This is a genomic window from Stenotrophomonas sp. NY11291 (assembly GCF_023277365.1).
Classification (GTDB): Bacteria; Pseudomonadota; Gammaproteobacteria; order Xanthomonadales; family Xanthomonadaceae; genus Stenotrophomonas; species Stenotrophomonas geniculata.
On sequence record NZ_CP096975.1, the window covers coordinates 670458 to 695495 of the forward strand.

Here is a 25038-nt window from a genome sequence, read left to right on the forward strand (position 1 = left end):
CTACAATCGGGGGCTGAGCCGTACCCCCTTTTCCCTGCCTGCTGGAGTACCCGATGTTCCCGCGTGACGTCCGCATCGAATCCTACGATCCCGAACTGGCCAAGGCCATCGCCGCTGAAACCCAGCGCCAGGAAGACCACGTCGAGCTGATCGCCAGCGAGAACTACACCAGCCCGGCGGTGATGGAAGCGCAGGGCAGCCAGCTGACCAACAAGTACGCCGAAGGCTACCCGGGCAAGCGCTACTACGGTGGCTGCGAATACGTGGACATCGCCGAGCAGCTGGCGATCGATCGCCTCAAGCAGCTGTTCGGCGCGGACTACGCCAACGTGCAGCCGCACAGCGGTTCGCAGGCCAACCAGGCCGTGTACTTCGCCCTGCTGCAGCCGGGTGACACCATCCTCGGCATGAGCCTGGCCCACGGCGGCCACCTCACCCACGGTGCCAAGGTGAATGCCTCGGGCAAGCTGTTCAACGCCGTGCAGTACGGCGTGAACGATCAGGGCCTGATCGATTACGACGAAGTCGAGCGCCTGGCCCTGGAGCACAAGCCGAAGATGGTCGTGGCCGGCTTCTCGGCCTACTCGCAGGTGATCGACTGGGCACGCTTCCGCGCCATCGCCGACAAGGTCGGTGCCTACCTGTTCGTCGACATGGCCCACGTTGCCGGCCTGGTCGCCGCAGGCGTGTACCCCAGCCCGCTGGAGCACGCCCACGTGGTCACCTCCACCACCCACAAGACCCTGCGCGGCCCGCGCGGCGGCATCATCGTCGCCAAGGGCGCCGACGAAGACCTGGTCAAGAAGCTGCAGTCGATCGTGTTCCCGGGCATCCAGGGTGGTCCGCTGATGCACGTCATCGCCGGCAAGGCCGTCGCCTTCAAGGAAGCGCTGGAACCGGGCTTCAAGGCCTACCAGCAGCAGGTGGTGAAGAACGCCCAGGCGATGGCCAACACGCTCATCGCGCGCGGCTACAAGATCGTCTCCGGTGGCACCCAGAACCACCTGATGCTGGTCGACATGATCGGCAAGGACGTGTCCGGCAAGGACGCGGAAGCGGCGCTGGGCAAGGCGCACATCACCGTCAACAAGAACTCGGTGCCGAACGACCCGCGTTCGCCGTTCGTGACCTCGGGCCTGCGCCTGGGTACCCCGGCGGTGACCACCCGGGGTTACGTTGAACAGGACTGCGTGGACCTGGCCAACTGGATCGCCGACGTGCTCGACGCGCCGAACGATGACGCCGTGATCGCCCGCGTGCGCGACGCCGTCAGCGCGCAGTGCCGCAAGTACCCGGTCTACGGCTGATCGGGGAGTGGGGTCGGATCCCTTCCCGCAGGGAAGGGCTCTGACCCCAGCATTGGAGTAACCGCGCATGGATGAGCGCCACCTCAAGTATCTGTACACCGCCCTGGCGGTGCTGCTTGGCCTGCCCAGCCTGGTGATGGGCGGCGCGGCAGCGACCATGCTGCTGCTGATGGGGCTGGGCCAGTTCGGTCATGGCACGCTGGCCTCGGTGACGGTGATGCCGCTGTGGGGCCTGGCCGGCATTGCCGGCTGCCTGGCCTGGTTGTGGCTCAGTGCGGGTTTTCTGATGCAGGGGCGTGCCGGGCTGCACGTGCACCGTCTCTGGTGGTGGATGCTGCTGGCGGGCGGTCTCGCCGCCTTGCCCCCGCTGGGGCTGGCGCTGTGGTGGGGCGTCACCGTGCACGCCGAAGGCATCACCCTGTTGCTGCTGGGCCCGTCGATGCTGGTGCCGGCTGCGATGCTGGTGTGGATCAAACGCTGCGCATGACGTGGCCCATGGAAGGAAATCGAACGCATGGATGAGCGTCTGCACAAACGCTGGATGGCGATCGCCGGCCTGCTGGCAGGCCTGCCCACCGTGGCGGCAGGCGGCACGGGTGCCGTGCTGGGGCTGATGGTCGTATGGGATGGCAAGTACCTGACAGGCGACGAGCACACACTGTTGCTGCTGTGGTCGACGGCTGGAATCATCGGCCTGCTGTCGTGGTTGTGGCTGAGCGGCCTGTTCCTGGGGCGTGGCCTTGTCGGCCTGCGCGATTCCCCGGTTGTCGCCTGGGTGGGGTTGGCGCTGGGGGGACTGGCCGCATTGGCCGTGGTTGCCGCCACGCTGTACTTCACCTTCAAGCACGGGGAGATCTCGACATTGGCCTTCCTCGGCTTTGGCCCACCGTTGCTGGTGATGGCCGGGCACCTGGTGTGGCTGCGCTGGGCACGCGCAGCCTCGGTGCCGCCGGCACCCGGTTGAGCGCACAGCGCTGACCGCGCTGGAGGCTCTGTTCGGCCGAAATGCAGGCACTTCCGCGCAGACAGCATTTGCTGCGGGGCCCTTTCTCAGGTACCTTTGCGACGCTGCCATGACCGTGGCAATAGGTACTTCCCTGAGCCAGGCGTTCCATGCATTGCCCCTTCTGCCAACATGCCGATACCCGGGTCATCGACTCGCGCGTCTCCGAAGACGGCGCGACGATCCGTCGTCGGCGTGAATGCGAAGCCTGTGGCGAGCGCTTCAGCACCCTGGAAACGGTCGAGCTGAAGCTGCCGGCCATCGTCAAGAGCGATGGCACCCGTGAAGCATTCGACCAGCGCAAGGTCCGCGCTGGCTTCGATCGCGCGCTGCAGAAGCGTGCGGTGGCCGAAGACAAGATCGAAGCGGCCGTGCGTGCGGTGGTTCACCAGCTGCGCATCAGCGGCGAGCGCGAAGTGCCTTCGATCAAGGTCGGCGAGTTCGTCATGAACGAACTGCGCAAGCTCGACCACGTCGGCTATGTGCGCTTCGCATCGGTCTACCGCAGCTTCGAGGACGTGGCCGATTTCCGCGAGGAGATCGAGAAGCTGGAACGCGACCTGCCGTCCAGCACCGAACAGCTGCAGCTGCTGGGCGACGTGATTGCCCTGACCAAGAAGAAGAAGGGCTGACCGCCTTTTCCCTGGTAGATGCCAACCTTGGTTGGCACTGATGGCCGCATCCACTGGTAGATGCCAACCTTGGTTGGCACTGATGGCGTGGATGCATACCGGCAGCGTTACCATGGCCAGATGACCACCCCGTTCTCCGTCCTCGACCACCTGCACATGGCCAACGCACTTCGCCTGGCCGGGCGTGCCGCCTACACCACCCGCCCCAACCCGATGGTCGGCTGCGTGATCGCCCATGGCGAACGCGTGGTCGGGCAGGGCTGGCACCGGCGCGCCGGTGGCCCGCATGCTGAAGTGTTCGCGCTGCGCGAGGCCGGCAGCGACGCCCGTGGCGCCACCGCCTACGTCACCCTGGAACCCTGCGCGCACTACGGGCGCACGCCACCGTGTGCGCTGGCACTGATCGAAGCGGGCGTGTCGCGTGTGGTCGCGGCGATGCGCGATCCGTTCCCCAAGGTCGATGGCGGTGGCTTCGATCTGCTGCGCAATGCAGGCATCGACGTCGCCGAAGGGCTGATGGCGGCACAGGCGCGCGAGCTCAACAAGGGTTACCTGTCGCGCGTGGAGCGCAACCGCCCGTGGCTGCGGGTGAAGCTGGCCGCCAGCCTGGATGGCCGTACCGCGATGGCCGATGGCAGCTCCAAGTGGATTACCGGTCCGGCCGCGCGCGAAGACGTGCAGCACTGGCGCGCACGTGCGGGTGCGATCCTGACCGGCGCCGACACCGTGCTGGCCGACGACCCGATGCTGACCGTGCGCCTGGCCGATACCGAGGTGATGCCGCCGCTGCGCGTGGTGCTCGATTCACGCCTGCGTTCGCTGGAATGCAGCCGTGTGCGCGAGGGTGGGGCGCCGACGTTGTACCTGCATGGCGCAGCAGTAAGCGCACCGGATGCGGCCGACGCCGAATTTGCCAGCGTGCCCTGTGTTGATGGGCGGTTGGACCTGGGCGCGGTACTGGCGCTGCTGGCCGAACGTGGCATCAACGAAGTGCATACCGAAGCCGGCGCGACGCTGGCCGGTGCCTTGCTGCGCGGCGGCTGGGTGGACGAACTGCTGCTGTATCAGGCGCCCACGCTGCTGGGCGATAACGGTCGTCCGCTGCTGGCCGGCCTCGGCATCGAGGCGATGGACCAGCAGCGCCGATTGCGCGTGGTCGACCAGCGTCAGGTTGGCGAAGACATCAGGTTGCTGCTGCGGGCATAACGGGCCCAGGTAGTGCAGGGTTGAGCCCGACGGACTTCAAACGTCATCACACAGCTCATCTTCCTGCGGCAGCAGCGGTTCACCCAGCCACAACTCGATCGGCAGCAATCGCCACAGGATTGTCTGGTAGAGCTGATGCACACGCTCGGCATGGGCGAACGCATGGCGTGCCTGGTACCACCCGGTGACCCGGCTGCAATGTGGTACATCGGGTCCGTCGCGCAGCATCGCCGCCCAGCGCAGGAAAAGCGCATCGATGCGTGCCTGGCGCCCTGCTTCAGGCGCGGCCCGCAACGCCAGATACTCCTGCCGGAGGGGTTCCACGTCGGGATGCTGGCAGACCAGTGGGTACAGGCCGATCTCCGGCGATCCCGACGGCACGAACTCCCGGGCAGCGCAGCTGACCCTCGGCAGTCGCATTGCCAGTGCCTGTACAAAGGCTCGCGTGGCAGCCGGGGAAGGCGCAGTAGAACCCTGCCGCGCGAGTGCCGCAGGCACATCGTCCACAAGCAACTGCCACTCCAGGGCAACGGCAGGCTCGTATCCCTCTCCCTGCTCGCGCAGTATCTGCCGGGCCGCGGCATCGTCGTGCAGCAGCACCTGCGCCTGCAGGGTGTATTCGGCCTGCGGCGAAAGATCGCCTGGCGCGGAGGCTACCGCCCAGAGCGGTGCTCCCAGCAGCAGGATGAAGACGGGTTTCAGCATGGCGGCACACGGGCAATCCAGGAGGGCCCTGAGGATCAGGGGCGTTCCTTGCACGGATCCATGCAACTTGTCTGAAAATGTGCAGCGTTGCGGGCGTCGCCGGGCATGGCCCGGCGCTACCGCTTACCAGCTCACGCGCATTCGTCGGTCCACATCATCTCGGCGATCGGGCGCAGTGCCTTGCACTCCTGCGTCATCTCCTCGGCCGACTGCACCTGCGCCTTGGCCTTCAGTTCCTCGGCCATCGCATCCACGCCGCTGATCTGCTCCGGCGCGATCTTCGCCACGCAGGCGCGGTGCTGCTGCAGCAGCAGGTCGCAGCCCGGTACGCCGGTTACTTTCGGCGCGCTGGCGGCCTGTGCATCCTGCATCCAGTCCTCGAACGGCGCCAGCGCACCGGCTACGGTGCCCACCAGATCATCGAAATTACCGCTGTACCAGTAGCCGTTGTCCTTGGCCGGGTACAGGGTGAAGGTGCCGCTGACCGGCACGCGCACGCCACTCTGCAGTGCCTGGGTGTAGGCATCGGTGAACTGCTTGCGCGCGGCCGGGCTGGCATCAGACGCGAGACTGGCGGCAAACAGCGGGCGGACCTTGCCCAGGTAGGGCAGCTGGCAGCTGTAGGTGATCCGCGCCAGCTTCTGGTCTTCAACGTATTCGTTGTCTTCGACCACGCTCTTGGTCGCGCGGCACTTCGAATCACGCAGCGCCTTGGCATACAGCGCTTCGGTGGCCGCAGCGTCGGACTTGTCACCGGCGCTGGCCAGCACGGTCTGCCACGGCTCGGCCAATGCCTTGGCCAGCGCACCCGGGTTGGGGGTCACGGCGTCCTGGCCTTCGAAGGCCGGCTTCAGTGCGTCGTTGAGCGTGCGCGTGGCGGCAGCGTCGTCTTCCAGCAGCACGCGTGCGTACAGGTCGAAGGCCTGCTCGGGCGTCAGCTGGGCCGGTGCAGCGCTGGCAATCAGCGGGGCGCACAGCAGCACGCTGGCCAGAAGGGTACGGGTGGGGGTCTTCATGACGGTGTTTTCCTGTTCCAGAGGCGCGCAAGCCTAGCGCATCCAGCGCTACTTTCGATGGCGGCCAGCGGTCACATGGCGGTGTATCCCGGCCAAAAAAACGGGCCCCTTGCGGGGCCCGTTCGATCGCACGACGAGGGGCGATCGTTGGATCAGAAGCTGGCGCGCACGCCGGCCGAGTACTGGGTGACGTCACGGTAGCCGGAGATCTCGCCCACCAGACCCCAGGTCCTGGTGAAGTTGATCTGGCCGCCGACGGTGCCGACCCAGGTGCCCTTGAAGTTGTTGCCGCCGTCCATGTAGCCGGCCTTGGCCCAGGCTTCGGTCATGCGCGACGGCTTGCCGCGGATGCCCAGGGTGGCGCGGCCCAGGTTGGTGTGGTCCTTGTAGCGGTCGCTGTAGCCGTCGTAACGGTCGGTCAGTTCAGCGCTCTGGCGCACCCAGGCGATATCGGCGGTGAAGTCCAGGCGGTCGGTCCACGGCATGTGGTAGCCGATGCCCAGCTCCGGCTGGTTCAGTTCCAGCTTCAGCGAGCCGTCGCTGTAATGGTAGGTCTTGCTGGTGCGCGACCAGCCACCGAACACGTAGACCTGTTCGGCGATGGCCACAGAGCCACGCAGGTAGCCGCCGTCGACCTTGGGGTCGTCCAGTGCGTTGTCGTCAACCTTGACCTGCGTCCAACCGCCTTCGACGTAGGTGTAGCTCAGGGCGTCGGCCGAAGCCGAGAGCGGGGCGGCGGCCAGCAGGGCGGCCACGATCAGCATCTTGCGCATGGGAATTCCTGTGAATTTCAGTCCTTTGGCGGGCCTGCCCCAGCGGGCTGCCCGTGGCGACCTCATGTCGTCCAGGGTGGAATTTTAATGAAAGTTTTACAAATTGCGAGCGACGGCCGTCACAGCTGTGGCATCCGACCCCGTTCAGCCCGGGCTGGTACACTAGCCAGGCCGGTTCGCCGGTACACAAACGTCTTCAGGGCGGGGTGCAATTCCCCACCGGCGGTAGGTGCGCAAGCACGAGCCCGCGAGCGCCCCGGCCTACGGCCGGGGGTCAGCAGATCCGGTCCAATGCCGGAGCCGACGGTCATAGTCCGGATGAAAGAAGACGGTGCCACAGGGCTCATGCCCTGCGCGTGCCTGTTTGCCTTGCGGCGTTTTTCGCTCACTTTTCGCGGAGAACGTTACTTGTTTACTGGAATCATCGAAGGCGTCGGCCATCTGGCCGCACGCGAATCCATCGGCGGCGATGTCCGCTTCACCTTCAATGTCGGGAATCTGCCGTTCGACAACGTGCAGATGGGCGAGAGCATTGCCATCAACGGCGTCTGCCTCACCGTCATCGCATTCGACGCCAGCAGCTTCCAGGCCGATGCCTCCACCGAGACCCTGGGCCTGACCACGCTGGGCCAGCTGGGCGAAGGGGCGGTCATCAATCTCGAACGTGCCATGCGCCCGACCGACCGCCTTGGCGGCCATCTGGTCAGCGGCCACGTCGATGGCCTCGGCCAGGTGCTGTCCATCCACGAAGACGCGCGTGCCCAGCGCTGGCGTTTCGCCGCGCCGGCTGCGCTGCGCCGCTATATCGCCAAGAAGGGCTCGATCTGCGTGGACGGCGTCAGCCTCACCGTCAACGAAGTGGACGATGAAGGCTTCGAAGTCGCCCTCATTCCGCACACCGTCGCCAACACCGCCTTCTCCGCCGCAGGCGTGGGCAGCGCGGTCAATCTTGAAATCGATCTGGTCGCCCGGTATGTGGAGCGCCTGATCAGTGTGCCGACCAACGGTCAGCCCCCACAGGGAGATGTCGCATGAATTTCGCCCCGATTCCGGACATCCTGGAAGACATCCGCCTGGGCCGCATGGTGGTCATCGTCGATGACGAAGACCGCGAGAACGAAGGCGACCTGATCATGGCCGCCGAGCTGGTCAAGGCCAGCGACATCAACTTCATGGTCACCCATGGCCGTGGCCTGGTCTGCCTGCCGTTGAACCGCACCCGCGCCGCCGATCTCGGCCTGGCGCCGATGGTGCAGGCCAATACCGCGCAGTTCCAGACCAATTTCACGGTCAGCATCGAGGCCGCCGAGGGCGTCACCACGGGCATCTCGGCGCATGACCGCGCCCACACCATCCGCACTGCGGTGAAACCCAACGCCAAGCCGTCGGACCTGCACCAGCCGGGCCACATCTTCCCGCTGATCGCTCAGCCGGGTGGCGTGCTGACCCGCGCCGGCCACACCGAAGCCGCCGTGGACATGGCCATGCTGGCTGGGCTGGAACCGGCCGGCGTGCTGGTGGAGATACTGAACCCGGATGGCAGCATGGCGCGCCGCCCGGAGCTGGAAGTGTTCGCCCGCGAGCACGGCCTGAAGATGGGCTCCATCGCCGACCTGATCGCCTACCGCCTGGCCACTGAAAAGACCGTCGAACGCGTGGACGAGCGCGAGATCGAGACCGAATTCGGCCCGTTCAAGCTGGTCACCTACCGCGACCGCATCGCCCACGACCTGCATTTCGCCCTGGTCCGTGGCACGCCGGATGCCGACACCCCCACCCTGGTGCGGGTGCAGGTGGAAAACCCGCTGGCCGACCTGCTGCACTGGCGCCGCGACGATTTCGGCGTGGCCGCCACCGATGCCCTGCGTGCGATCGATGCTGAAGGCAGTGGCGTGATGGTGGTGCTGCAGGCCCCGCGTGATGGCGAAGCCCTGCTGGCCCGCCTGCGCCAGCAGCCGGCGCCGGTGGTGCCGGGCAAGGACAAGGACGTGAGCCAGTGGCGCCGCAACGGTGCTGGCGCGCAGATCCTGTCCGACCTGGGCCTGGGCAAGCTGCGCGTGCTGGGCACCCCGCGCCGCCAGATCGGCCTGGCCGGGTACGGCCTGGAAGTGGTGGAGACGGTTACCCCGTAACGCGCCCGCTGCGCTCGCCGGGCCATGCCCGGCGGGTTCCCCAGGCCCCCGCCAGCCACGGCCGGGGCCCATCCACGCTAGAATTACCCCCTTATCGAGTCCCCCAAGCCGCATATGAGCCACTACGAAGGCGATCTTCGCACTCCCGAATCGGCGCGCTTCGCCATCCTGGCCAGCCGCTGGAACGCCCGCATCACCGATACGCTGGTCGCTGGCGCCCGCCAGAGCCTGGCCGGCAACGGCATCACCGAAGCCAACATCGACGTGATCCGCGTGCCGGGTGCCTGGGAGCTGCCGCTGGTGGCCGCGCGCCTGGCCGCGGCCCATGAACACGCCGCCATCCTCACCCTGGGCTGCGTGATCCGTGGCGATACCCGCCACTACGAACACGTGGCCGACCGCTGCGCCGAAGGCCTGATGCGCGTGCAGCTGGACTTCGGCGTGCCGGTGCTGAACGGCGTGCTGGCGGTGGAACGCGTTGAAGACGCCGAGGCCCGCGCAGGCGGCAGCCACGGCAACAAGGGCGAGGAAGTCGCACTCGCCGCATTGGAAATGGTCAATCTTCTGGAGCAGCTGCCATGAACAAGAACACCCAGGGCAAGCCCTCCGGTAAACCCGTCCGCCGCGATGGCGTCGATCCGGTGCTGCGCTCGCGCGCCCGCCGTCGTGCCGTGCAGGCCATCTACGCCTGGCAGATCTCCGGCGGCAACGCCCAGTCGCTGATCGCCCAGTTCGCCCACGAGCAGGCCCGCGAAATCGCCGACCTGGCGTACTTCGAGGCGCTGCTGCACGGCGTGCTCGACAACCGTCGCGACATCGACGAAGCGCTCGGCCCGTACCTGGACCGTGGCATCGAAGAAGTGGACGCGATCGAACGCGCGGTGCTGCGCCTGGCCGCCTACGAGCTGCGTTACCGCCTGGACGTGCCATACCGCGTGGTGATCAACGAAGCCATCGAATCGGCCAAGCGTTTCGGTTCCGAACACGGCCACACCTACGTCAACGGCGTGCTGGATCGTGCTGCCGTGGAATGGCGCAAGGTCGAATCGGGTCACTGACCCGGTTCTGCTCGTCCTGGACGGGCCGTGACCTGCTGGGTCGATACCGGCCCTGACTCCGCTTCTGGTGGGTGCCAACCCTGGTTGGCACCGATGCCCGATATCGCCGCCACCCCCACGGGAACGCCCCATGTCCCTGGCTGAATTCGCCCTCATCGACCGCATCCGCGCCCGCACCGTCGAGCGCGACGACATCGTGCTCGGTATTGGTGATGACGCTGCACTGCTGCAGCCGCGCCCGAACGAACAGCTGGTGGTCACTGCCGATACGCTCAACAGCGGCGTGCACTTCCCGGCCGAAACGCCGGCGTTCGATATCGGCTGGAAGACGCTGGCCGTGAATCTCTCCGACCTCGCCGCGATGGGCGCGCGCCCGGCGTGGTGCACGCTGGCGCTGTCGTTGCCGGAAGCCAGCGAAGACTGGATCGAGGCCTTCGCCGACGGTTTCTTCGCACTGGCCGACCAGCACGACATCGCCCTGATTGGTGGCGACACCACGCGTGGCCCGCTGTCGCTGTCGGTCACCGCGATGGGTCAGGTGTCGCGCGGCCAGGCGCTGCGTCGTGATCGCGCACAGATTGGCGATGACATCTGGGTCAGCGGCACCCTCGGCGACGCCGCCGGCGCACTGCGCCTGTGGCAGCAGGGTGCGCTGAACGTGGCCACCGCCACCCTGCTGGCCGACTACGAAAGCCTGCGCCTGCGCCTGCTGCGGCCGACCCCGCGCGTCACCCTGGGCCTGCGCCTGCGTGCGTTCGCGCACGCGGCGGTGGACGTGTCCGATGGCCTGCTGGCCGACCTGGGCCACATCGCCACGCGCAGTGCGGTGGCCGCGCATGTCGATGCCGATCTGTTGCCGATCTCGAATGCGCTGCGTGAGTTGCTTGGGCGCGAAACCGCCCGCGAATGCGCACTGCGGGGTGGCGACGACTACGAACTGTGCTTCACGGCAGCTGCCGACCAGCGCGACGCGCTGCATTACCTCGCCGAATCGCTGGATGTGCCGCTGACCCGTATCGGCCGCATTGCCGAAGGGCAGGGCGTGCACGTGGATGGCGAAGCCGCCGACGGCGGCTACCAGCACTTCGCCGGTTGAGGGTGCGGGCTCAAGCCTGCTGCGCGACAACCTGACGTTCGATGCCAGCCGCGATCAGCGCGATGGCCTCAATGACGATTGCCTTCGACGTCGCATCTGTCGCACCGGTGCTGCGCAAGGCCTGCTCGGCCTGCTGGCAGCTGCGCGCCGCCTGGGGCTCTCCCAGAAATACCAGCGCGCCGGCGAAGCTGTGCAGCTGATCGATCATGGCCGGTGCATCGGCACTGTCCAGCGCCTGGGTCAGCGCCGCGTAGTCGCGATGCGCGGTCTGCAGGAACGCCTCGCGCATCTGCCGCTGAACCGCCGCGCTCACCACCGGAGGTAATGGTGGCTGTGCCGAGCGATCGAGGTCGAATCCATGCAGCGCGGCCTGCAGCGACGCCAGGTCGAGCGGCTTCAGCAGCAGCGTGGACATGCCGGCCTCGCGCACGCGCTGCGCGTCCTCGGGCATCGCATTGGCGGTGAGCGCGACGATGGGGATGGAGGAGTCATCCGCACGCAGTTTCCGGGCCAGCCCGAATCCGTCCAGGCGTGGCATGTTCAGATCGGTCAGCACGATGTCGAACCGGCCCTCGCGCCAGCGTTGCCACGCCTCCTCACCGTCGGCCGCGAGGGTGACCTGCCAACCCAGCGCATGCAGTTGCCCCAGCGTCACGTCACGGCTGATCACGCTGTCATCCACCAGCAAGGCGTGGCCACGCGGGGAATGCGCGCGCTCTACAGGCGCTGGCCGTGGCGGCGTGCTTGCCACGGCGGTGGTCCGGCGTGCCGGAATGTCCAGGCGGAAAACGCTGCCGGTGCCCGGGGTGCTGCGCACGCCGAGGGTGCCGCCGAGCAGTTCGGCGAAGCGTTGGCACAAGGCCAGCCCCAGGCCGCTGCCGCCGTGCTGCCGTGCCGAGCCGGCACCGACCTGCACGAACGGTTTGAACAACACGGCCTGTGCTTCGGCATCGATGCCCGGGCCGGTATCGCGCACCTCCACGTGCAGCCACTCGCTGCCATCGGGCTGCACCGAGGCATCAATGCTGACCGCCACCGTTCCCGATGCCGTGAACTTCACCGCGTTGCCCACCAGGTTGTTGATCACCTGCGCCACGCGGCCTGCGTCGGCCACGTAGGCCGGCCCCAGCGCATCGCCGGTGTGCAGCTCCAGGCGCAGGCCTTTTGCGCTGGCCTGTGGCCCGAACAGTGTCGCGGTCTGCTGCAGCAACGCACGCGGGTCGAAAGGCGCCGGTTCCAGCGTCATCAGCCCGGCTTCGATACGGGAAAGATCCAGGGTGTCGTTCACCAGCCCCTGCAGCACATCGGCGGCGCTGCGCGCGCGCGTGACATGCGCGTGCGCCGCCGCCGGCATGGTCTGGCGGGCAAGCAGTTCAAGGTGGCCGAGCACGCCGCTCAAAGGGGTACGTATTTCATGGCTGATCATTGCCACGAAGGCGGTCTTGGCCTGGCCCGCGGCCTCGGCATCGTGCTGGGCCTGTTCGGCATGACGCCGTGCATCCAGCAGGCGCTGCTGGGTTTCGGTCTGTGCGGTCACATCGGTCACCGCGCAGACCCAGATCGCCCGCCGCTGGTAGCGCGCGGCGGCCACGATGGATTGCAGATAGCGCGATGGACCGTGCTCATCCGTGGACCGCGCCTCGAACAGCTGCCCGTGTGCCTGGCCGTCAACGCGTTGCACCAGGCGGCCGACCAGCGCGTCCATCAGGTTGCCGGTGGTGTCGCCGATCAGCTGCTCCAGTGCCTGGTTGTGCAGGATCACCTGCCCGCTCTGCTGGTCGAGCAGGCACAGGCCGACCGGCGACGTTTCGATCAAGGTGCGGCTCAACGCTTCGCTTTCATGCACCCGTGCGGCTTCTTCCAGCGCCGGCCGCAGCACGCGCCGGTCCACCAGCAGCAACAGCGTCCACAGCGCGGCCAGCAGGGCGGTCAGGGCCAGCCCGCCCCCGAGCAGATAGGTCTGCTGCGCCGTCCAGATGTCGGTCCAGCGGTAGAGCCGCAGCAGCGTCCAGTCGATGCCCTGCAAGGGTGCGGACATCACGAAGGCACGGCCGGCAGGCAGTGCCAACAGCGTCGGCCGGGGCGATGGCGCGGCGCGCAGCGCAGGCCCGGAAATCGCAGCGTCCGCAGCACTGCGCAGAACATCGTTTCCCTGCCGGTCCAGCACCACCCACATTCCCGGGCTGGCCTCCTCCAACCGCTCGCGCAGGCCTTGAAGCGGTTCAAACGTCAGCCGGTTGATGAAGGGGACGCCATTGCTGCGCAGGCGCATCTGGGTGACCAGTGCATCCTCGCCGGTGAACGGATTGCGGCCGAAGTAGGCGCGCAGCTGGCCGCTATCCAGTTGAAGCTCGGACTCCGCCCCCGCTGACTGCCAGCCGGCATCGGCGGTCTGGGCCAGCGCGGCCAGTGCCTGTTCACGGGTAGGCACCTTCATGAGCTGCAGCAGCTGCGCTTCATCATGCAGCCCGGCGATCGCAAACAGGCGCCCTTCCGGTTCGAAGGCGAAGGAGATCAGCGAAGTGGGCGAATCCTGCGCCGCTACGGTGGCGGCCATGTACGCCGAATAGGTCTGCACCATGCCCAGGTATGCCGCCTCCGCCTGTGGCGGAAGACGGCCTTCGCGCGGGGACAGCGCCAGCCAGGGGACGGACAGGGCGCCGGGTGCCACCACGCCGGCCTGGCCATCCTGTGCTGAAAAGCGGGCAGCAACAGGCAGGCCACCGGCCACCAGTGCGGTTTGCTGGGTAGCCCACAGCATGGCGTTGGTGTTCAAGCTGGCCACGTAGGCCCGCCTGCGCTCGCCAATGTAGCGATCCACCGTCTGCTGGCCGCGCTGCAGCGCCTCGCGCTCGTTGAGGTGCACCGTTTCCAGCCGCAGCCACAGCGCCGCGCAGCCGGCGGCCAGGAGAAGCAGGGTCAAGATGGCACCGCCGCCGAACAGCAGCCGGCGCTGCAGGCCTTGCAGGGTGGCAAGCACGGAGCCCGGGGGTGACGCCATGGTGCGAACCTGGGTTGTGAGGCTGTGGCGTGCAGCGTGACGCGTATGCCACCCTCAGTGCAAGTCATTGCCGGAGCACTGCGGAAGCCCGATCTACGTTTACCGATCAACGCGCGCCTCGGCCTCACGGGGCGTGCCGTAATCATCCAGCCATTTGAACGCCACCGTTGCGGGCATCGCTGCACCTTCCGGCAGCGCATAGCGCACCTGTGCCCCCGGCGCGATCATATCCACGTCCACGCGGCGGCCATCGGCCAGCGTCAATGAACTCAACGACACGTGGTACGCGCTCGGATTGCGAACCCGCAGGCCATCACCATCGGCAGTCCACTGCAGCGTGGCTGCTGCGTCGCGTGCATTGCCCGGCAGCCCGGCCGGGCGATGGAACAGCTTCACCCGCGTACGCACCGCGAACTGCAGCAGGTTCTTGCTACTGGCATCGCTGGGCTTGGGCGGAATGTCCAGCAGATTGAAATAGAACACCGATTCGCGATCGGTTGGCAGCGGTGACTCCGACGGGCGCGGTGCGTAGGTGACGCGATATGCCTGGCCCTGCTTCGGTTGTAGCAGTCGCGGCTCGGCGGGTGTCAGCCGGAACGGCGTGCGTACGCTCTCCGGGCGCGACTGGCTGTCGCCGTCATCGATCCACACCTGGGTCATCGCCGGCAGTTCACCCACGTTGCTCGCCCTGACCGTTACGTCGCGACCCTTGCTGGCGTCGTGAACGATGCGCGTGCCCTGCAGTGTCACCGCGGCCGATGCCGGCAGCGCTACCGACACGGCCAGCAGCGCGCATATCCACGTATTTTCGCGGAGTTTCATGGTCAACCTCATTGCAAAGTGCAGGCCAGCACAGCGTGGTGCTGGCCTGCCGGAAGCGGATTACTTGTAGAGCACCACGAAGTCGCCCGAAGCATTGGCGGTGCCAGCGGTAGCGTTGGTTGCCGGCGAGGCGTACCACGCGCTGTAGTCCAGCTGGCCGCTGCCGCCGGCGGCAATGGTCACCCACACGGCCGGGTCCTCACCGATCTTCTGCTGGTTGCCGACGGCGTCGTACAACGCCACGCCCACGTTGGTGGCGGTCGAGGCTGCGGTCAGTGCCAGGTTGCCGGTGCTGCCATCGGGCGCGCCGCCGAAGCGCACGCCCACATCCTGCGGTGCACCCGAGCCGGAGCAGTCCAAGGCGATGGTGAAGTTCTTCTGGCCGGCACGGGTGCTGGCGTTGACCGAGGCCAGATCGACCTTGCCCATCGGTACGGTGATGGTGCCGCCGCTAGTACCCACCGAACAGGTGGAGGTCATCAGTTCACCGGTGATTTCCAGCGATTCGGCGGATACCGAGGGCGCCGTAACGGCGACGATGGACAGGGACAGCAGGCGGAGCGTCAGGGACATGATGGTTCTCGTTAGTGGAATGAAGACACGCAATGACCGCCCATGGCAGGCAGTGCGGCCAGTTTCGACGCGTGCTTCCAGCTGCAGAATGGAATTAGTTGCAAATGCGTGATGAAGCTCGCTCACTACAGATCCGGAAGACGGCATCCCTGCGGCTGATGCGAGATGACAACCGGCGCTTTGGCATCGAACGAATTGCAATACAGCGGTGCCTGGGCCGATCTGCAACTTTTTGGATGGGGAGCATGTGCCGCAGCCTCTAGCCTGCGGTTCCCCTTCCTCATGCCGCTGCTTCGGCACCGGCTATCGTCCTCGATGAAGTTGCCCCCCGCGAATCCAGCAGCGCCCCGCCGTGCCACGTTCCGCACCCACTGTCTTGCCCAGGCAATCACCTTCGCCCTGCTGGCCAGCACGCCTGCCCTGGCAACGGCAACGCCCGCGGGTCCCATGCAGTTCAGCGAAGGCTTCCTGATCGGCGGCGAAGCCATCGACATGGCGCGATACGCCAACGGCAATCCGTTGCCGGCTGGCGATTACGCGGTGGACGTGCATGTGAACGGCCAGTTCCTGCGCAGCCAGGACATCCGCTTTGTCATCCAGGACGACCCGCAGATCGCGGTGCCATGCCTTTCTCCGATGCTGGTACGCGGGTTGCCATTGAAGCCTGCGTTTCTTGAGGCCCTGCCGTCCGAAGAGAACACCTGTGTGGATCTGCCCGCGCTGGTGGAGGGTGCCAGTACCACCTTTGACAGCGGCGAGTTGCAGTTGTCCCTGAGTATTCCGCAAGCGGCCCAGGCCATCGCCGCGCGTGGCTTCGTGGCACCGGAACTGCGCGACGACGGCATCACCGCCGCCTTCATCGACTACAGCGCCAACCACTACCGCAGCCAGGGCAGCGACAGCAGCTACCTCGGCCTTCAGGCGGGCCTGAACCTGGGCGCATGGCGCCTGCGCCACCGCGCGTCGTTCACCCATGGCAGCCAAGGCACCCGCCACGAGGTCATCAGCAGCCATCTACAGCGCGACATTCCGCGCTGGAACAGCCAGCTGCTGCTGGGCCAGGGCAACACCGGTGGCGAGCTGTTCGAAAGCGTGCCGTTTACCGGCGTGCGTGTGGCCAGCGACGAACGCATGCTGCCCGATTCGCTGCGCGGCTATGCGCCGGTGGTGCAGGGCATTGCCGAAGGCAATGCGGTGGTCACCATCCGCCAGAACGGCAGCATCATTCACGAAAGCAATGTGGCGCCGGGCCCGTTCACCATCGAGGATCTGTATCCCACCAACTTCGGCGGCGATCTGGACGTCAGCGTTACCGAAGCCGATGGCCGCGTGCAACGCTTCAGCGTCAACTTCTCCGCTGTACCGCAGGCGCTGCGCGCTGGGTCGTCGCGCTTCGCAGTCACCGCCGGCGAGCTGCGCGACACCGGCAACACGCTGCAGGCGCTGCGCTTCACCGAGGGCACCTACGCGCGCGGCCTGAACAACCGGCTTACCGTGCTGGGTGGCGCGCAGCTGGGTGAGGACTATCGCGCCCTGCTCGCCGGTGCTGCGGTCAACACGGCCATCGGTGCATTCGGTGCCGATGTCACCCATTCGCGCGCCCGCCTGCGCGGCAACGACACCGCCACCGGCAACAGCTTCCGCGTGAATTACCAACGTTACGTGGCGCGCACCGGTACCAACTTCGGCCTGGCCGCGTATCGCTACAGTACGCGCGGCTTCCTCAGCCTCAACGATGTGGCACGCGCGCAGAGCGACGACTGGGGTTACGGCCAGCGCGCCCGCCAGCGCTACCAGGTGAACTTCTCGCAGAAGGTCGGCCAGCGCAGCAACCTGTATCTCAGCGGCGGCCATGTGTCTTACTGGGACAGCGCCCGACGCCGCAACGATTTCCAGGTGGGCTTCCAGAGCACGCTGGGGCGGGTCAACTACGGTGTGTCCGCGCTGCGCTTCCGCGTGGGCGATGGCCGCCAGGACACCCGCTATGCATTCACCCTCAGCGTGCCGCTGGGCCGTAGCGCCAACGCACCGCGTGCCAGCACCCAGCTCAGCCACGCCGATAGTGGCAGGCAGTCGCAGCTGGGCATCACCGGCAGCCTGGGTGAGTCACGTGCGCTGAGCTACAGCCTGTCCGGCTCACAAGGCAATGGACAGAACAGCCATAGTGCTTATGCCGCGTGGCAAGGCAGCCGTGGCAATCTCAATGCTGGCTACAGCCGCAGTGGCGACTACCGCAGCCTGTCGCTTGGCGCATCGGGCAGCGTGGCGCTGCACAGCGGTGGCCTGAACCTGGGCGCTCCCGTGGGCGACGGCTTCGTGCTGGTGCAGGCGCCGGGTGCGCAGGGCGCGCGCATCGGCAGTAGTACCGACCTGCGGGTGGCCAGTAACGGTTATGCGCTGCTGCCGCACATCAGCCCCTATCGCTGGAACACCATTGACCTGGATCCGTCCGGCCTGCCGATCGAGGTGGAGCTGCTGCAGACCTCGCAACGTGTGGCGCCCACCGCCGGTGGCATCGTGCGCGTGCCGTTCCAGGTGCGCCGCGAGCGCACGCTGTTCATCGACGCCACCGACGCGCTGGGCCAGCCGCTGCCGTTTGCGGCGGTGGTGCAGAGCGAAGACGGCGCGCCGGTCGGCGCGGTGGGGCAGGGTGGGGTGATCCAGCTGCGCGGTGCGCAGGACAGCGGCGCGTTGATCGTCGACCCCGATGGCAAGCGACGCTGCCGCATCGACTACCGCATGCCCGACGCGCCGGATGCCTACGGGCTGTCGTGGAACCAGGCCGTGTGCGTACCGCAGCCGTTGCCGCCGGAGAGCCTGCAGGCGGGCACGCCGGAGCAGGAAGAGGGCACCGCCCCATGAGTTTCGTCTTTCCTTTCAACGTTCACAGGAGTTCAACCATGTCCCGTTCTCTTCTTCAGGTGATCGCGGTGCCGATGCTGTGCCTGATCGCGTCGGCCGCAGGTGCCCAGACCACCCTCACCATCAGCGGTCGCGTGCTGCCGGGCACCTGCACGCTGGCAGCGCCCACCATTGCACTGGATCCGGTGAAGGCCGATGAGATGACGCCAGGTGCCGCCAACAGCGTGAAGGCAGGTGCGTTGAACTTCACCGGCTGTGTGGGCGTCAGCGGCGCGCGCCTGTCGTTCGATGGCACGGCCGCCGACGGTGATCCGGAGCGCTGGAAGAACACCGCCGCCACCACGCCAGCAACGGGTGTGACGGTCGCGCTGCTGGCTGGCGCGACCGGCAACACCTACCTGAAGAAGGGCGACACCGACATTCCGGTGGCTGTCTCTGGCGCGACGGCGTCCTATCCGCTGCGCGCGGGTTACTTCATCCCCAACACCAGTGGCATCAACGCCGGCAACATCTCCACCGAGATCGTGGTCACCGCCGCCTACGACTGAAAACCGGCGCGGCCCTGTAGCGCCGAGCCCACGCTCGGCTGCTCTTCGGTCAGGTTCCGGGCAAGCCGAGCATGGGCTCGGCTCTACAGAAGCCGCTAAGCTGCGTGCAGCTGCACATCCACATACTCGGCCAACCCCCGGCACGCCAGCAGCAACCCCTCGCGCGCGTCATCGTCCACCTGCTGGCTGGTCTCGCCGTCCACGCGCACGCGTTCTGTAGCGTGCAGCAGTTCAAGTAGAAACGTCAGCCCGGCGTTGGCGCGGTCGATGCGCGCCAGTGCCAGCCGCTGTCCCGGTGTGCGGCCTTTGCCTGGCCACGGCTGCCCATCGGCGGCGTCGCCCTGGCGGATGTGCTGCAGGCAATGCAGCAGCGTGATGGTGCCGGGCGCTTCGCCTTCCTGCAGTGCGGCGAAGGTGCTTTCCAGCGTGCGCGCCAGATCGTCAGGCAGGCGCGTGGCGGCCTCGCCCAGAGTGGCGAACAGGTGGGGATGGTGTGATGTGGTCATGGCGGCGTCCTTGTGTGCGAAGCAAGGGGCCACCCCGCTTAACAGCGAGGGTGGCGGACGGTGCGTGGTTCCAATACCGGAGGTTGATGAAGAAACGCCGGCGGGCACGAGGCCCCCACGCACCGCCCGCCAAAGACTCGCGGACAGAATGCCTGCCGACGCCACCTTGGAACGAGGGAAGGCGGTGACGCCGGCAGGCAAGCGTAAACAACAGATCAACCTAACGGGATTGGAAGCCCGTGCCACCCGTTGTCGGTGGCATCTACATCTTGCGCACGTAGATGCCGCTGTACCAATGAGAAAAGTTTCAAATTCAAGTTTGTTGCAATCTGCATGCGCGGGAAAGATCGTCATGCAGAGTGAGGCGAATGCGTCAGCATTCGCGCAGCGTCCTTGTAGAGCCGAGCCATGCTCGGCTTACCGCGCGAAGCGCGGCGCTTTCCGCAATCTGATCGGACAGCAGCCGAGCATGGCTCGGCTCTACAGAAAGCGGAACGGCGCCGGAGATGTCGGCGCCGTTCTATTCCCATTACCAGCTGTACGCCACCGACAGGTTGGCGGTCGCCTCGCGATACCCACTGTCACCACGCATCACACCAAACCCGCCCCATGCACTGAAACCGGAACGGAATTCCACACGCGCACCTGCGCTCAGTTCATAGCGGTTGCGCGGAATGCCGGCCTTCAGCACTTCATCATCGAAGGCGATGCCATTACCCGCGCCATCGCGGTACCAGTTGGCCGCCAGATAAGGGCTGACCGAGGCACCCGCTGCCGAGCGCGATTCACCCTGCAGGCGCAGGCCGGCACGGCCGGAAAGGCCACTGTTACCCGCTGCACGCACCACGGTGCCATTGGTTTCGGTATGCACGTCGGTCTTCGCATCGGTGTAGACGAGCTGCAGTTCCGGCTGCAGGCTCAGCGCGGTGTTGCCGATCTGGCCGATGCCGAAGCGGTAACCGGCTTCCACGGACGACTGCCAGATATCCGAGTCGTAACGTTCTTCGGCCAGGCCCTCGCCCTGCACGCGGTTGCGGAACTGGCCGCGCTGCACGCTGGCATCCACGTACATCGCATCGTTGGCCCAGCTGCCGTACACGCCCAGTGCACCACCTTCCACCTTGCCGCGTGCACTGAAACCGGTCACGTCCGAACGCGAGGTGGCGCTGCTGCGTGCAGCGGTGCCCATCACGCCAACGCGGCCACGGCCGTCATCGAATACGCCGATGTCCGCACCCAGCTGCAGGCGCGAGCGGTCCACGCGCAGGTCGAGCTGGTCATCCACCGCACCCAGCTTGCTCTGGGTGGCGTCCACTCGGGCCCAGCCACGGATGCCATCCGCCGCCGCGGCGCCGCCCTGGCGGTCGCGATAGCTGTGGCGCAGCATCTGGTCCAGCGCGAACTGGTTGGCCAGATACGCGCCGGTTTCCGGGCGTAGCACCGGGATCGGGTTGATCGGGTCAATGGGGTCAACCGGATCAATGATCGGCTTGCACTGCGGCAGCGACGGGTCAGCCAGGCACGGGTCCGGCGTGGTTGCCAGCTCCGAGCGCAGGTACCAGTTGCCGTTGGCATCCTTCACCAGGAAGTACTCGTACTGACCGCCCACAGCGCGGCCGACCAGATCGAACTGCGCGTTGGAGGTGCCGCCGATATCGATCAGCTCGATGCCGCGATCGGTCTTGGCACCGGCACCGCCGGCATTGAGCACGCGCACATTGGCCTGGCCATTGGCATCGCCAGCGATGACCAGCTTATCGGTCAGCGAGGTGTCGTCACCCAGCTGGGTATTGAACAGCAGCGTGCCGCCGTTGCCGGTGAACTCGTCCAGGCTGAGCGTGTTGAAGCTGCTGCCATTGCCCAGCGCCACGGTACCGCCCGCGCCCAGCGTGAGATGGCCGACGTTGCTGTCGCCGGTCATCAGCCAGGTGGCATCGCTGTCGATGCTGGCGGTGGTGACGTTGATGAAGCGGCCGTCGATCTGGGCTTTGTTGCGCAGGATCACGTCCAGCGTGCCATTGGTGACCGTTGTCGGGTCGAAGGTCACGTTGCCGGCCAGCCGGGAATCATCAACGGTGAAGTTGACGTCGGTACGCCCGCGCAGGGGGCCGAACTCACTCCTGATCAATAGCAGGTTGCCGTCTGCTCCCAGCAATTTGGCGTCGTTGCGGATTGTGATGTTGTAGTCGTTGTCTTCCAACGGCATGACCTGGATGGCCGCACCGCGCTGGGACACCAGCGTGGAATCGTCAACGTTGAGCGTCACCGCACCCGCCGGATTGAGCTCGGCCCACAGCATCGCGCCCACGTTGGCGCCGGTCACATGGGAGCCGTTGAGGATGTCCATCGTGCCGAACTGCAGGCGAACGCCCAGGCCGCTGTTGTAGGCGGCGGCCGTGCCAGGATTGTCCTCTACGCGGACCTGCATGGCATCAAGTACAGCAAGCGGGTTGCGGTTTCCTGAGCCGCTGGGCAGGCTGCGCAGGTCGACACCCACCGCGAGACTCTGGGGTGCCAGATCGGCAGCGGCCACGATGATGGAGCCGCCCGTCATTCGAGCTACAGCGTCACCATTCAGTCCAATGCCACCACCGCGAAAATGAGTGCCGACCGTCGTCAACGTGGGGTTGCCCGCGAGCGTCACTGCACCAGACCTGCTTATCGACGTCACGGTGCCGCCCTGGAGTGTGATGGTCGACGTATCCTCGGCGGAGATCCCGTTCATCGCCGCCTCGTGGCCGACCAGCGTGGAGCCATTCTTCAGTGTCCAGGATTCCACCGGATCACCTGCGACGACCTCGGCGGACTGGCCATCGAGATCGCCCGCCAATGCGGCGCTGGTGGAGAGCGTGGAAAGCGCCAGCAGCAGGCTGCGGGCCAACGGGCACAGCGACAGGGGACGGGCAGGATGAAGGTGCATGGTCTTGTCCTTTGCAGAGAGAAGCGAGCGGGACACTGCATGACAACCGGAAACCCCTGTTCAGCGGGGTGACGTATAAGCCTGCAACTCGTGAAGAAAGTGTGAGGTGGGCGGTTGTTTGCGAATGTGCGTGTCTGGAATGGCCCCAAGTGTCGGCTCGCTGCGGGAGTGTTCCCATGCAATTAGTTGCAAAGCTGGCTTATCAGGCGCGCGTGCTTCAGGTCGGTTAAGGCAATGGCAGAGCGCTGGAAGCTGTGCAGAACCCCCCTGTAGAGCCGAGCCATGCTCGGCTCACCGCGCGAAGCGCGGCGCTCTTCGCGATGTGACAGGAAAGCAGCCGAGCATGGCTCGGCTCTACAGAAAGCGCATCGCGCATAGTGGAACGGCGCCGGATTGCTCCGGCGCCGTTCTTGTTTCATTACCAGCTGTACGCCACAGACAGGTTGGCAGTTGCTTCGCGGTACCCACTGTCACCACGCATCACCCCAAACCCACCCCAGGCACTGAAGCCGGAACGGAATTCCACGCGCGCCCCGGCACTCAGCTCATAGCGGTTACGCGGAATGCCAGCCTTCAGCACTTCATCGTCGAATGCGATGCCATTACCGGCGCCATCGCGGTACCAGTTGGCCGCCAGATACGGGCTGACCAAGGCACCCGCTGCCGAGCGCGATTCACCCTGCAGGCGCAGGCCAGCACGGCCGGACAGGCCGTTGTTGCCTGCTGCACGCACCACGGTGCCGTTGGTTTCGGTATGCACGTCGGTCTTCGCGTCGGTGTACACCAGCTGCAGTTCCGGCTGCAGGCTCAGTGCGGTGCTGCCGATCTGGCCGATGCCGAAGCGATAACCGGCTTCGACGGACGACTGCCAGATATCCGAGTCATAACGCTCTTCGGCCAGGCCTTCGCCCTGCACGCGGTTGCGGAACTGGCCGCGCTGCATGCTGGCATCCACATACAGGGCGTCGTTGGCCCAGTTGCCATACACGCCCAGCGCGCCGCCGTTGACCTTGCCGCGTGCGCTGTAGCCAGTCAGCTGCGAACGCGAGGTGGCATCAGACTTGGCCAGCGTGCCCATCACGCCCACGCGGCCCTGGCCGTTGTTGAACACACCGATCTCCGCACCCACCTGCAGGCGCGAGCGGTCCACGCGCAGGTCCAGCTGGCCATCCACCGCACCCAGCTTGCTCTGGGTGGCGTCAACACGCGCCCAGCCACGGATACCATCGGCCGCAGCGGCGCCGCCCTGGCGGTCGCGGTAGCTGTGGCGCAGCATCTGGTCCAGCGTGAACTGGTTGGCCAGGTAGGCACCCGCTTCGGGGCGCAGCACCGGAATTGGAGTGATCGGATCGATCGGGTCAATCGGATCGACGATCGGCTTGCACTGCGGCAGGGTCGGGTCGGCCAGGCACGGGTCCGGCGTGGTCGCCAGTTCCGAACGGAGGTACCAGTCGCCGTTGGTCGCATCCTTGAACAGGAAGTACTCGTACTGGCCGCCGACCGCACGGCCCTGCAGATCGAACTGCGCGTTGGACGCGCCGCCCACGCGGATCAGCTCGATACCCTTGTCGGTCTTCGCACCGGCACCGCCGGCGTTAAGCACGCGCACATTGGCCTGGCCGTTGGCATCACCGGCAATCACCAGCTTGTCGGTCAGCGAGGAGTCGTCGCCCAGCTGGGTGTTGAACAGCAGCGTGCCGCCATTGCCGGTGAACTCGTCCAGGCTGAGGGTGTTGAAGCTGCTGCCATTACCCAGCGCCACGGTGCCGCCGGCGCCCAGGGTGAGGTGGCCGACAGTGCTGTCGCCGGTCATCGACCAGGTGCTGCCGCTGCCGATATCGGCCGAGGTGACATTGAGGAAGCGGCCATGGATCTGAGCCCTGTTGCGCAGGTTCACATTCAACGTGCCGTTGGTGACGGTAGAGAGATCGAGAGTGACATTGCCGGCCATGCGCGAATCATCAACGGTGAAGTTGACGTCGGTTCGGGCGTTGCTGACGGCTCCCTCGCTGGCGACAAGCATGAGGTTTCCATCGCCGCCCGCCAGCTCGGAACCGTTGGCAACGGTGATGTCGTAGGTATTGGCGAACTGCGGCAGCACTCGGATGGCAGAACCTCGCCGGGCATGGATGGCAGAGTCGTCGATGTGCAGTTGGATAGGGGTGGTCGCGCCATCAGCTCCCCATAGCATCGCACCTACGTTGGCCGCGTCGATGTACGAGCCGTCGACAATATCCATGCTGCCAAGCATCAAGCGCACACCCAGACCACTACTGGTATCCGAGCCGCCGGGCACATCGTCTACCCGGATGTGCATCGTCTCGATGATGGCGGAAGGTGTGTCAGTGCCAGCACCGGTGGCCCCGCTGGCTAGATCCACGCCGATGGAGCGGCCTGTTGCTGAGGTCAGCTGGCTGGCGTCGATGATGATCGAAGCCTGCGCGAGGTGTGCACTGGCCGCTTCCTGCAGCACAATGCCGCCCCCTGTGAAGTGCGTTGCGCGAGTGCTCAGCTCTGCCGCGCCCGTCAGCGTGACCGCCGCCGTCGCTCCGCTACCGGCTGCGACACTGACGGTGCCACCGAGCAGGTTGATGCTGGACGTGTCTGCAGCGGAAATCTGGTGCATCACCGCATTGCGGCCGATCAGCGTGGAACCATTCTTCAGCGTCCAGGCGTCCACCGGATCACCTGCGACGACCTCGGCCGTCTGGCCGTCGAGATCGCCTGCCATAGCTGCGTCGATGGACAGCGCGGAAAGCGCCAGCAGCAGGCTGCGGGCCAACGGGCACAGTGATAGAGGCCAGGCAGGATGTGGGTTCATGATCGTGTCCGGTGCAGTTAAGGGGTGATTGCGAATGTGAATGTCTTGAATGGCCCC

General features: G+C 66.3%; 21 protein-coding genes and 1 riboswitch. Of the genes, 12 read left to right on the top strand and 9 right to left on the bottom strand.

Annotated elements, in window-relative coordinates:
* The first annotated feature begins 53 nt into the window (after positions 1-53).
* The 5 genes from glyA (at position 54) to ribD (ending at position 4148) form a co-directional block, all read left to right on the top strand.
* On the top strand, positions 54-1307 hold the full coding sequence (gene glyA / locus M1L61_RS02990) for a serine hydroxymethyltransferase (RefSeq protein ID WP_010481990.1): 1254 nt from the start codon (positions 54-56) through the stop codon (positions 1305-1307).
* A gap of 67 nt (positions 1308-1374) precedes the next feature.
* Entirely contained in the window at positions 1375-1794 is a 420-nt protein-coding gene (locus M1L61_RS02995) for a hypothetical protein (protein WP_061478417.1), read from the top strand.
* 27 nt (positions 1795-1821) lie between these two features.
* Complete coding sequence (locus tag M1L61_RS03000; protein WP_049482087.1) at positions 1822-2271, top strand: hypothetical protein; 450 nt, start codon at positions 1822-1824, stop codon at positions 2269-2271.
* 149 nt (positions 2272-2420) lie between these two features.
* Positions 2421-2942 carry a transcriptional regulator NrdR gene (nrdR, locus tag M1L61_RS03005; protein ID WP_010481984.1) on the top strand — a complete coding sequence of 174 codons (522 nt, stop codon included), beginning with the start codon at positions 2421-2423 and terminating at the stop codon, positions 2940-2942.
* A gap of 120 nt (positions 2943-3062) precedes the next feature.
* On the top strand, positions 3063-4148 hold the full coding sequence (gene ribD / locus M1L61_RS03010; protein ID WP_248854759.1) for a bifunctional diaminohydroxyphosphoribosylaminopyrimidine deaminase/5-amino-6-(5-phosphoribosylamino)uracil reductase RibD: 1086 nt from the start codon (positions 3063-3065) through the stop codon (positions 4146-4148).
* A gap of 36 nt (positions 4149-4184) precedes the next feature.
* Here the strand turns inward: ribD and M1L61_RS03015 are convergent, their stop codons facing one another.
* From M1L61_RS03015 to M1L61_RS03025, 3 genes are all read right to left on the bottom strand, one after another.
* Positions 4185-4853 (bottom strand): hypothetical protein, encoded by a 669-nt coding sequence (locus M1L61_RS03015; RefSeq protein WP_197656658.1) that lies wholly within the window; start codon positions 4851-4853, stop codon positions 4185-4187.
* 131 nt (positions 4854-4984) lie between these two features.
* Positions 4985-5869, bottom strand: coding sequence for a hypothetical protein (locus M1L61_RS03020; RefSeq protein WP_191862993.1), 885 nt, complete (start codon positions 5867-5869; stop codon positions 4985-4987).
* Positions 5870-6021: 152 nt separating this feature from the next.
* Positions 6022-6642: a hypothetical protein gene (locus M1L61_RS03025; protein WP_010481980.1), complete on the bottom strand. Its 621-nt coding sequence runs from the start codon at positions 6640-6642 to the stop codon at positions 6022-6024.
* 188 nt (positions 6643-6830) lie between these two features.
* Positions 6831-6976: riboswitch (FMN riboswitch) on the top strand.
* A 74-nt stretch (positions 6977-7050) separates the two neighbouring features.
* Here M1L61_RS03025 and M1L61_RS03030 point away from each other — a divergent pair.
* The 5 genes from M1L61_RS03030 to thiL all read left to right on the top strand — a co-directional run bounded on the left by M1L61_RS03030 (position 7051) and on the right by thiL (position 10928).
* A complete protein-coding gene (locus M1L61_RS03030) occupies positions 7051-7677 on the top strand; it encodes a riboflavin synthase (protein WP_248854296.1) in 627 nt (208 codons plus the stop codon).
* Positions 7674-8774 (top strand): 3,4-dihydroxy-2-butanone-4-phosphate synthase, encoded by a 1101-nt coding sequence (gene ribB / locus M1L61_RS03035; RefSeq protein ID WP_159359791.1) that lies wholly within the window; start codon positions 7674-7676, stop codon positions 8772-8774. The genes M1L61_RS03030 and ribB overlap by 4 nt, the downstream gene beginning before the upstream one ends.
* Before the next feature lie 114 nt (positions 8775-8888).
* Positions 8889-9356 carry a 6,7-dimethyl-8-ribityllumazine synthase gene (ribH, locus tag M1L61_RS03040; protein WP_010481977.1) on the top strand — a complete coding sequence of 156 codons (468 nt, stop codon included), beginning with the start codon at positions 8889-8891 and terminating at the stop codon, positions 9354-9356.
* A complete protein-coding gene (nusB, locus tag M1L61_RS03045; RefSeq protein WP_005408062.1) occupies positions 9353-9832 on the top strand; it encodes a transcription antitermination factor NusB in 480 nt (159 codons plus the stop codon). Before ribH ends, nusB begins: the two co-directional genes overlap by 4 nt.
* A gap of 130 nt (positions 9833-9962) precedes the next feature.
* On the top strand, positions 9963-10928 hold the full coding sequence (thiL, locus tag M1L61_RS03050; RefSeq protein ID WP_248854297.1) for a thiamine-phosphate kinase: 966 nt from the start codon (positions 9963-9965) through the stop codon (positions 10926-10928).
* Positions 10929-10938: 10 nt separating this feature from the next.
* On the opposite strand, the gene M1L61_RS03055 is transcribed toward thiL, so the two are convergent.
* The 3 genes from M1L61_RS03055 to M1L61_RS03065 form a co-directional block, all read right to left on the bottom strand.
* Positions 10939-13929, bottom strand: coding sequence for an ATP-binding protein (locus tag M1L61_RS03055; protein ID WP_248854298.1), 2991 nt, complete (start codon positions 13927-13929; stop codon positions 10939-10941).
* Positions 13930-14028: 99 nt separating this feature from the next.
* Entirely contained in the window at positions 14029-14751 is a 723-nt protein-coding gene (locus M1L61_RS03060) for a fimbria/pilus periplasmic chaperone (protein WP_248854299.1), read from the bottom strand.
* 60 nt (positions 14752-14811) lie between these two features.
* Positions 14812-15324 (bottom strand): fimbrial protein, encoded by a 513-nt coding sequence (locus M1L61_RS03065; protein WP_248854300.1) that lies wholly within the window; start codon positions 15322-15324, stop codon positions 14812-14814.
* 447 nt (positions 15325-15771) lie between these two features.
* Here M1L61_RS03065 and M1L61_RS03070 point away from each other — a divergent pair, with 447 nt between their 5' ends.
* A complete protein-coding gene (locus tag M1L61_RS03070) occupies positions 15772-18186 on the top strand; it encodes a fimbria/pilus outer membrane usher protein (RefSeq protein WP_248854760.1) in 2415 nt (804 codons plus the stop codon).
* 38 nt (positions 18187-18224) lie between these two features.
* Positions 18225-18734, top strand: coding sequence for a fimbrial protein (locus tag M1L61_RS03075; protein ID WP_248854301.1), 510 nt, complete (start codon positions 18225-18227; stop codon positions 18732-18734).
* 95 nt (positions 18735-18829) lie between these two features.
* Here M1L61_RS03075 and M1L61_RS03080 read toward each other — a convergent pair whose 3' ends face one another.
* The 3 genes from M1L61_RS03080 to M1L61_RS03090 all read right to left on the bottom strand — a co-directional run bounded on the left by M1L61_RS03080 (position 18830) and on the right by M1L61_RS03090 (position 24981).
* Complete coding sequence (locus M1L61_RS03080; RefSeq protein ID WP_248854303.1) at positions 18830-19240, bottom strand: hypothetical protein; 411 nt, start codon at positions 19238-19240, stop codon at positions 18830-18832.
* Positions 19241-19769: 529 nt separating this feature from the next.
* The gene (locus M1L61_RS03085) at positions 19770-22160 is read right to left on the bottom strand and encodes an autotransporter outer membrane beta-barrel domain-containing protein (RefSeq protein ID WP_248854306.1); all 2391 of its coding nucleotides are present in this window, start codon (positions 22158-22160) and stop codon (positions 19770-19772) included.
* Positions 22161-22578: 418 nt separating this feature from the next.
* Complete coding sequence (locus M1L61_RS03090; protein WP_248854307.1) at positions 22579-24981, bottom strand: autotransporter outer membrane beta-barrel domain-containing protein; 2403 nt, start codon at positions 24979-24981, stop codon at positions 22579-22581.
* Positions 24982-25038: the final 57 nt, after the last annotated feature.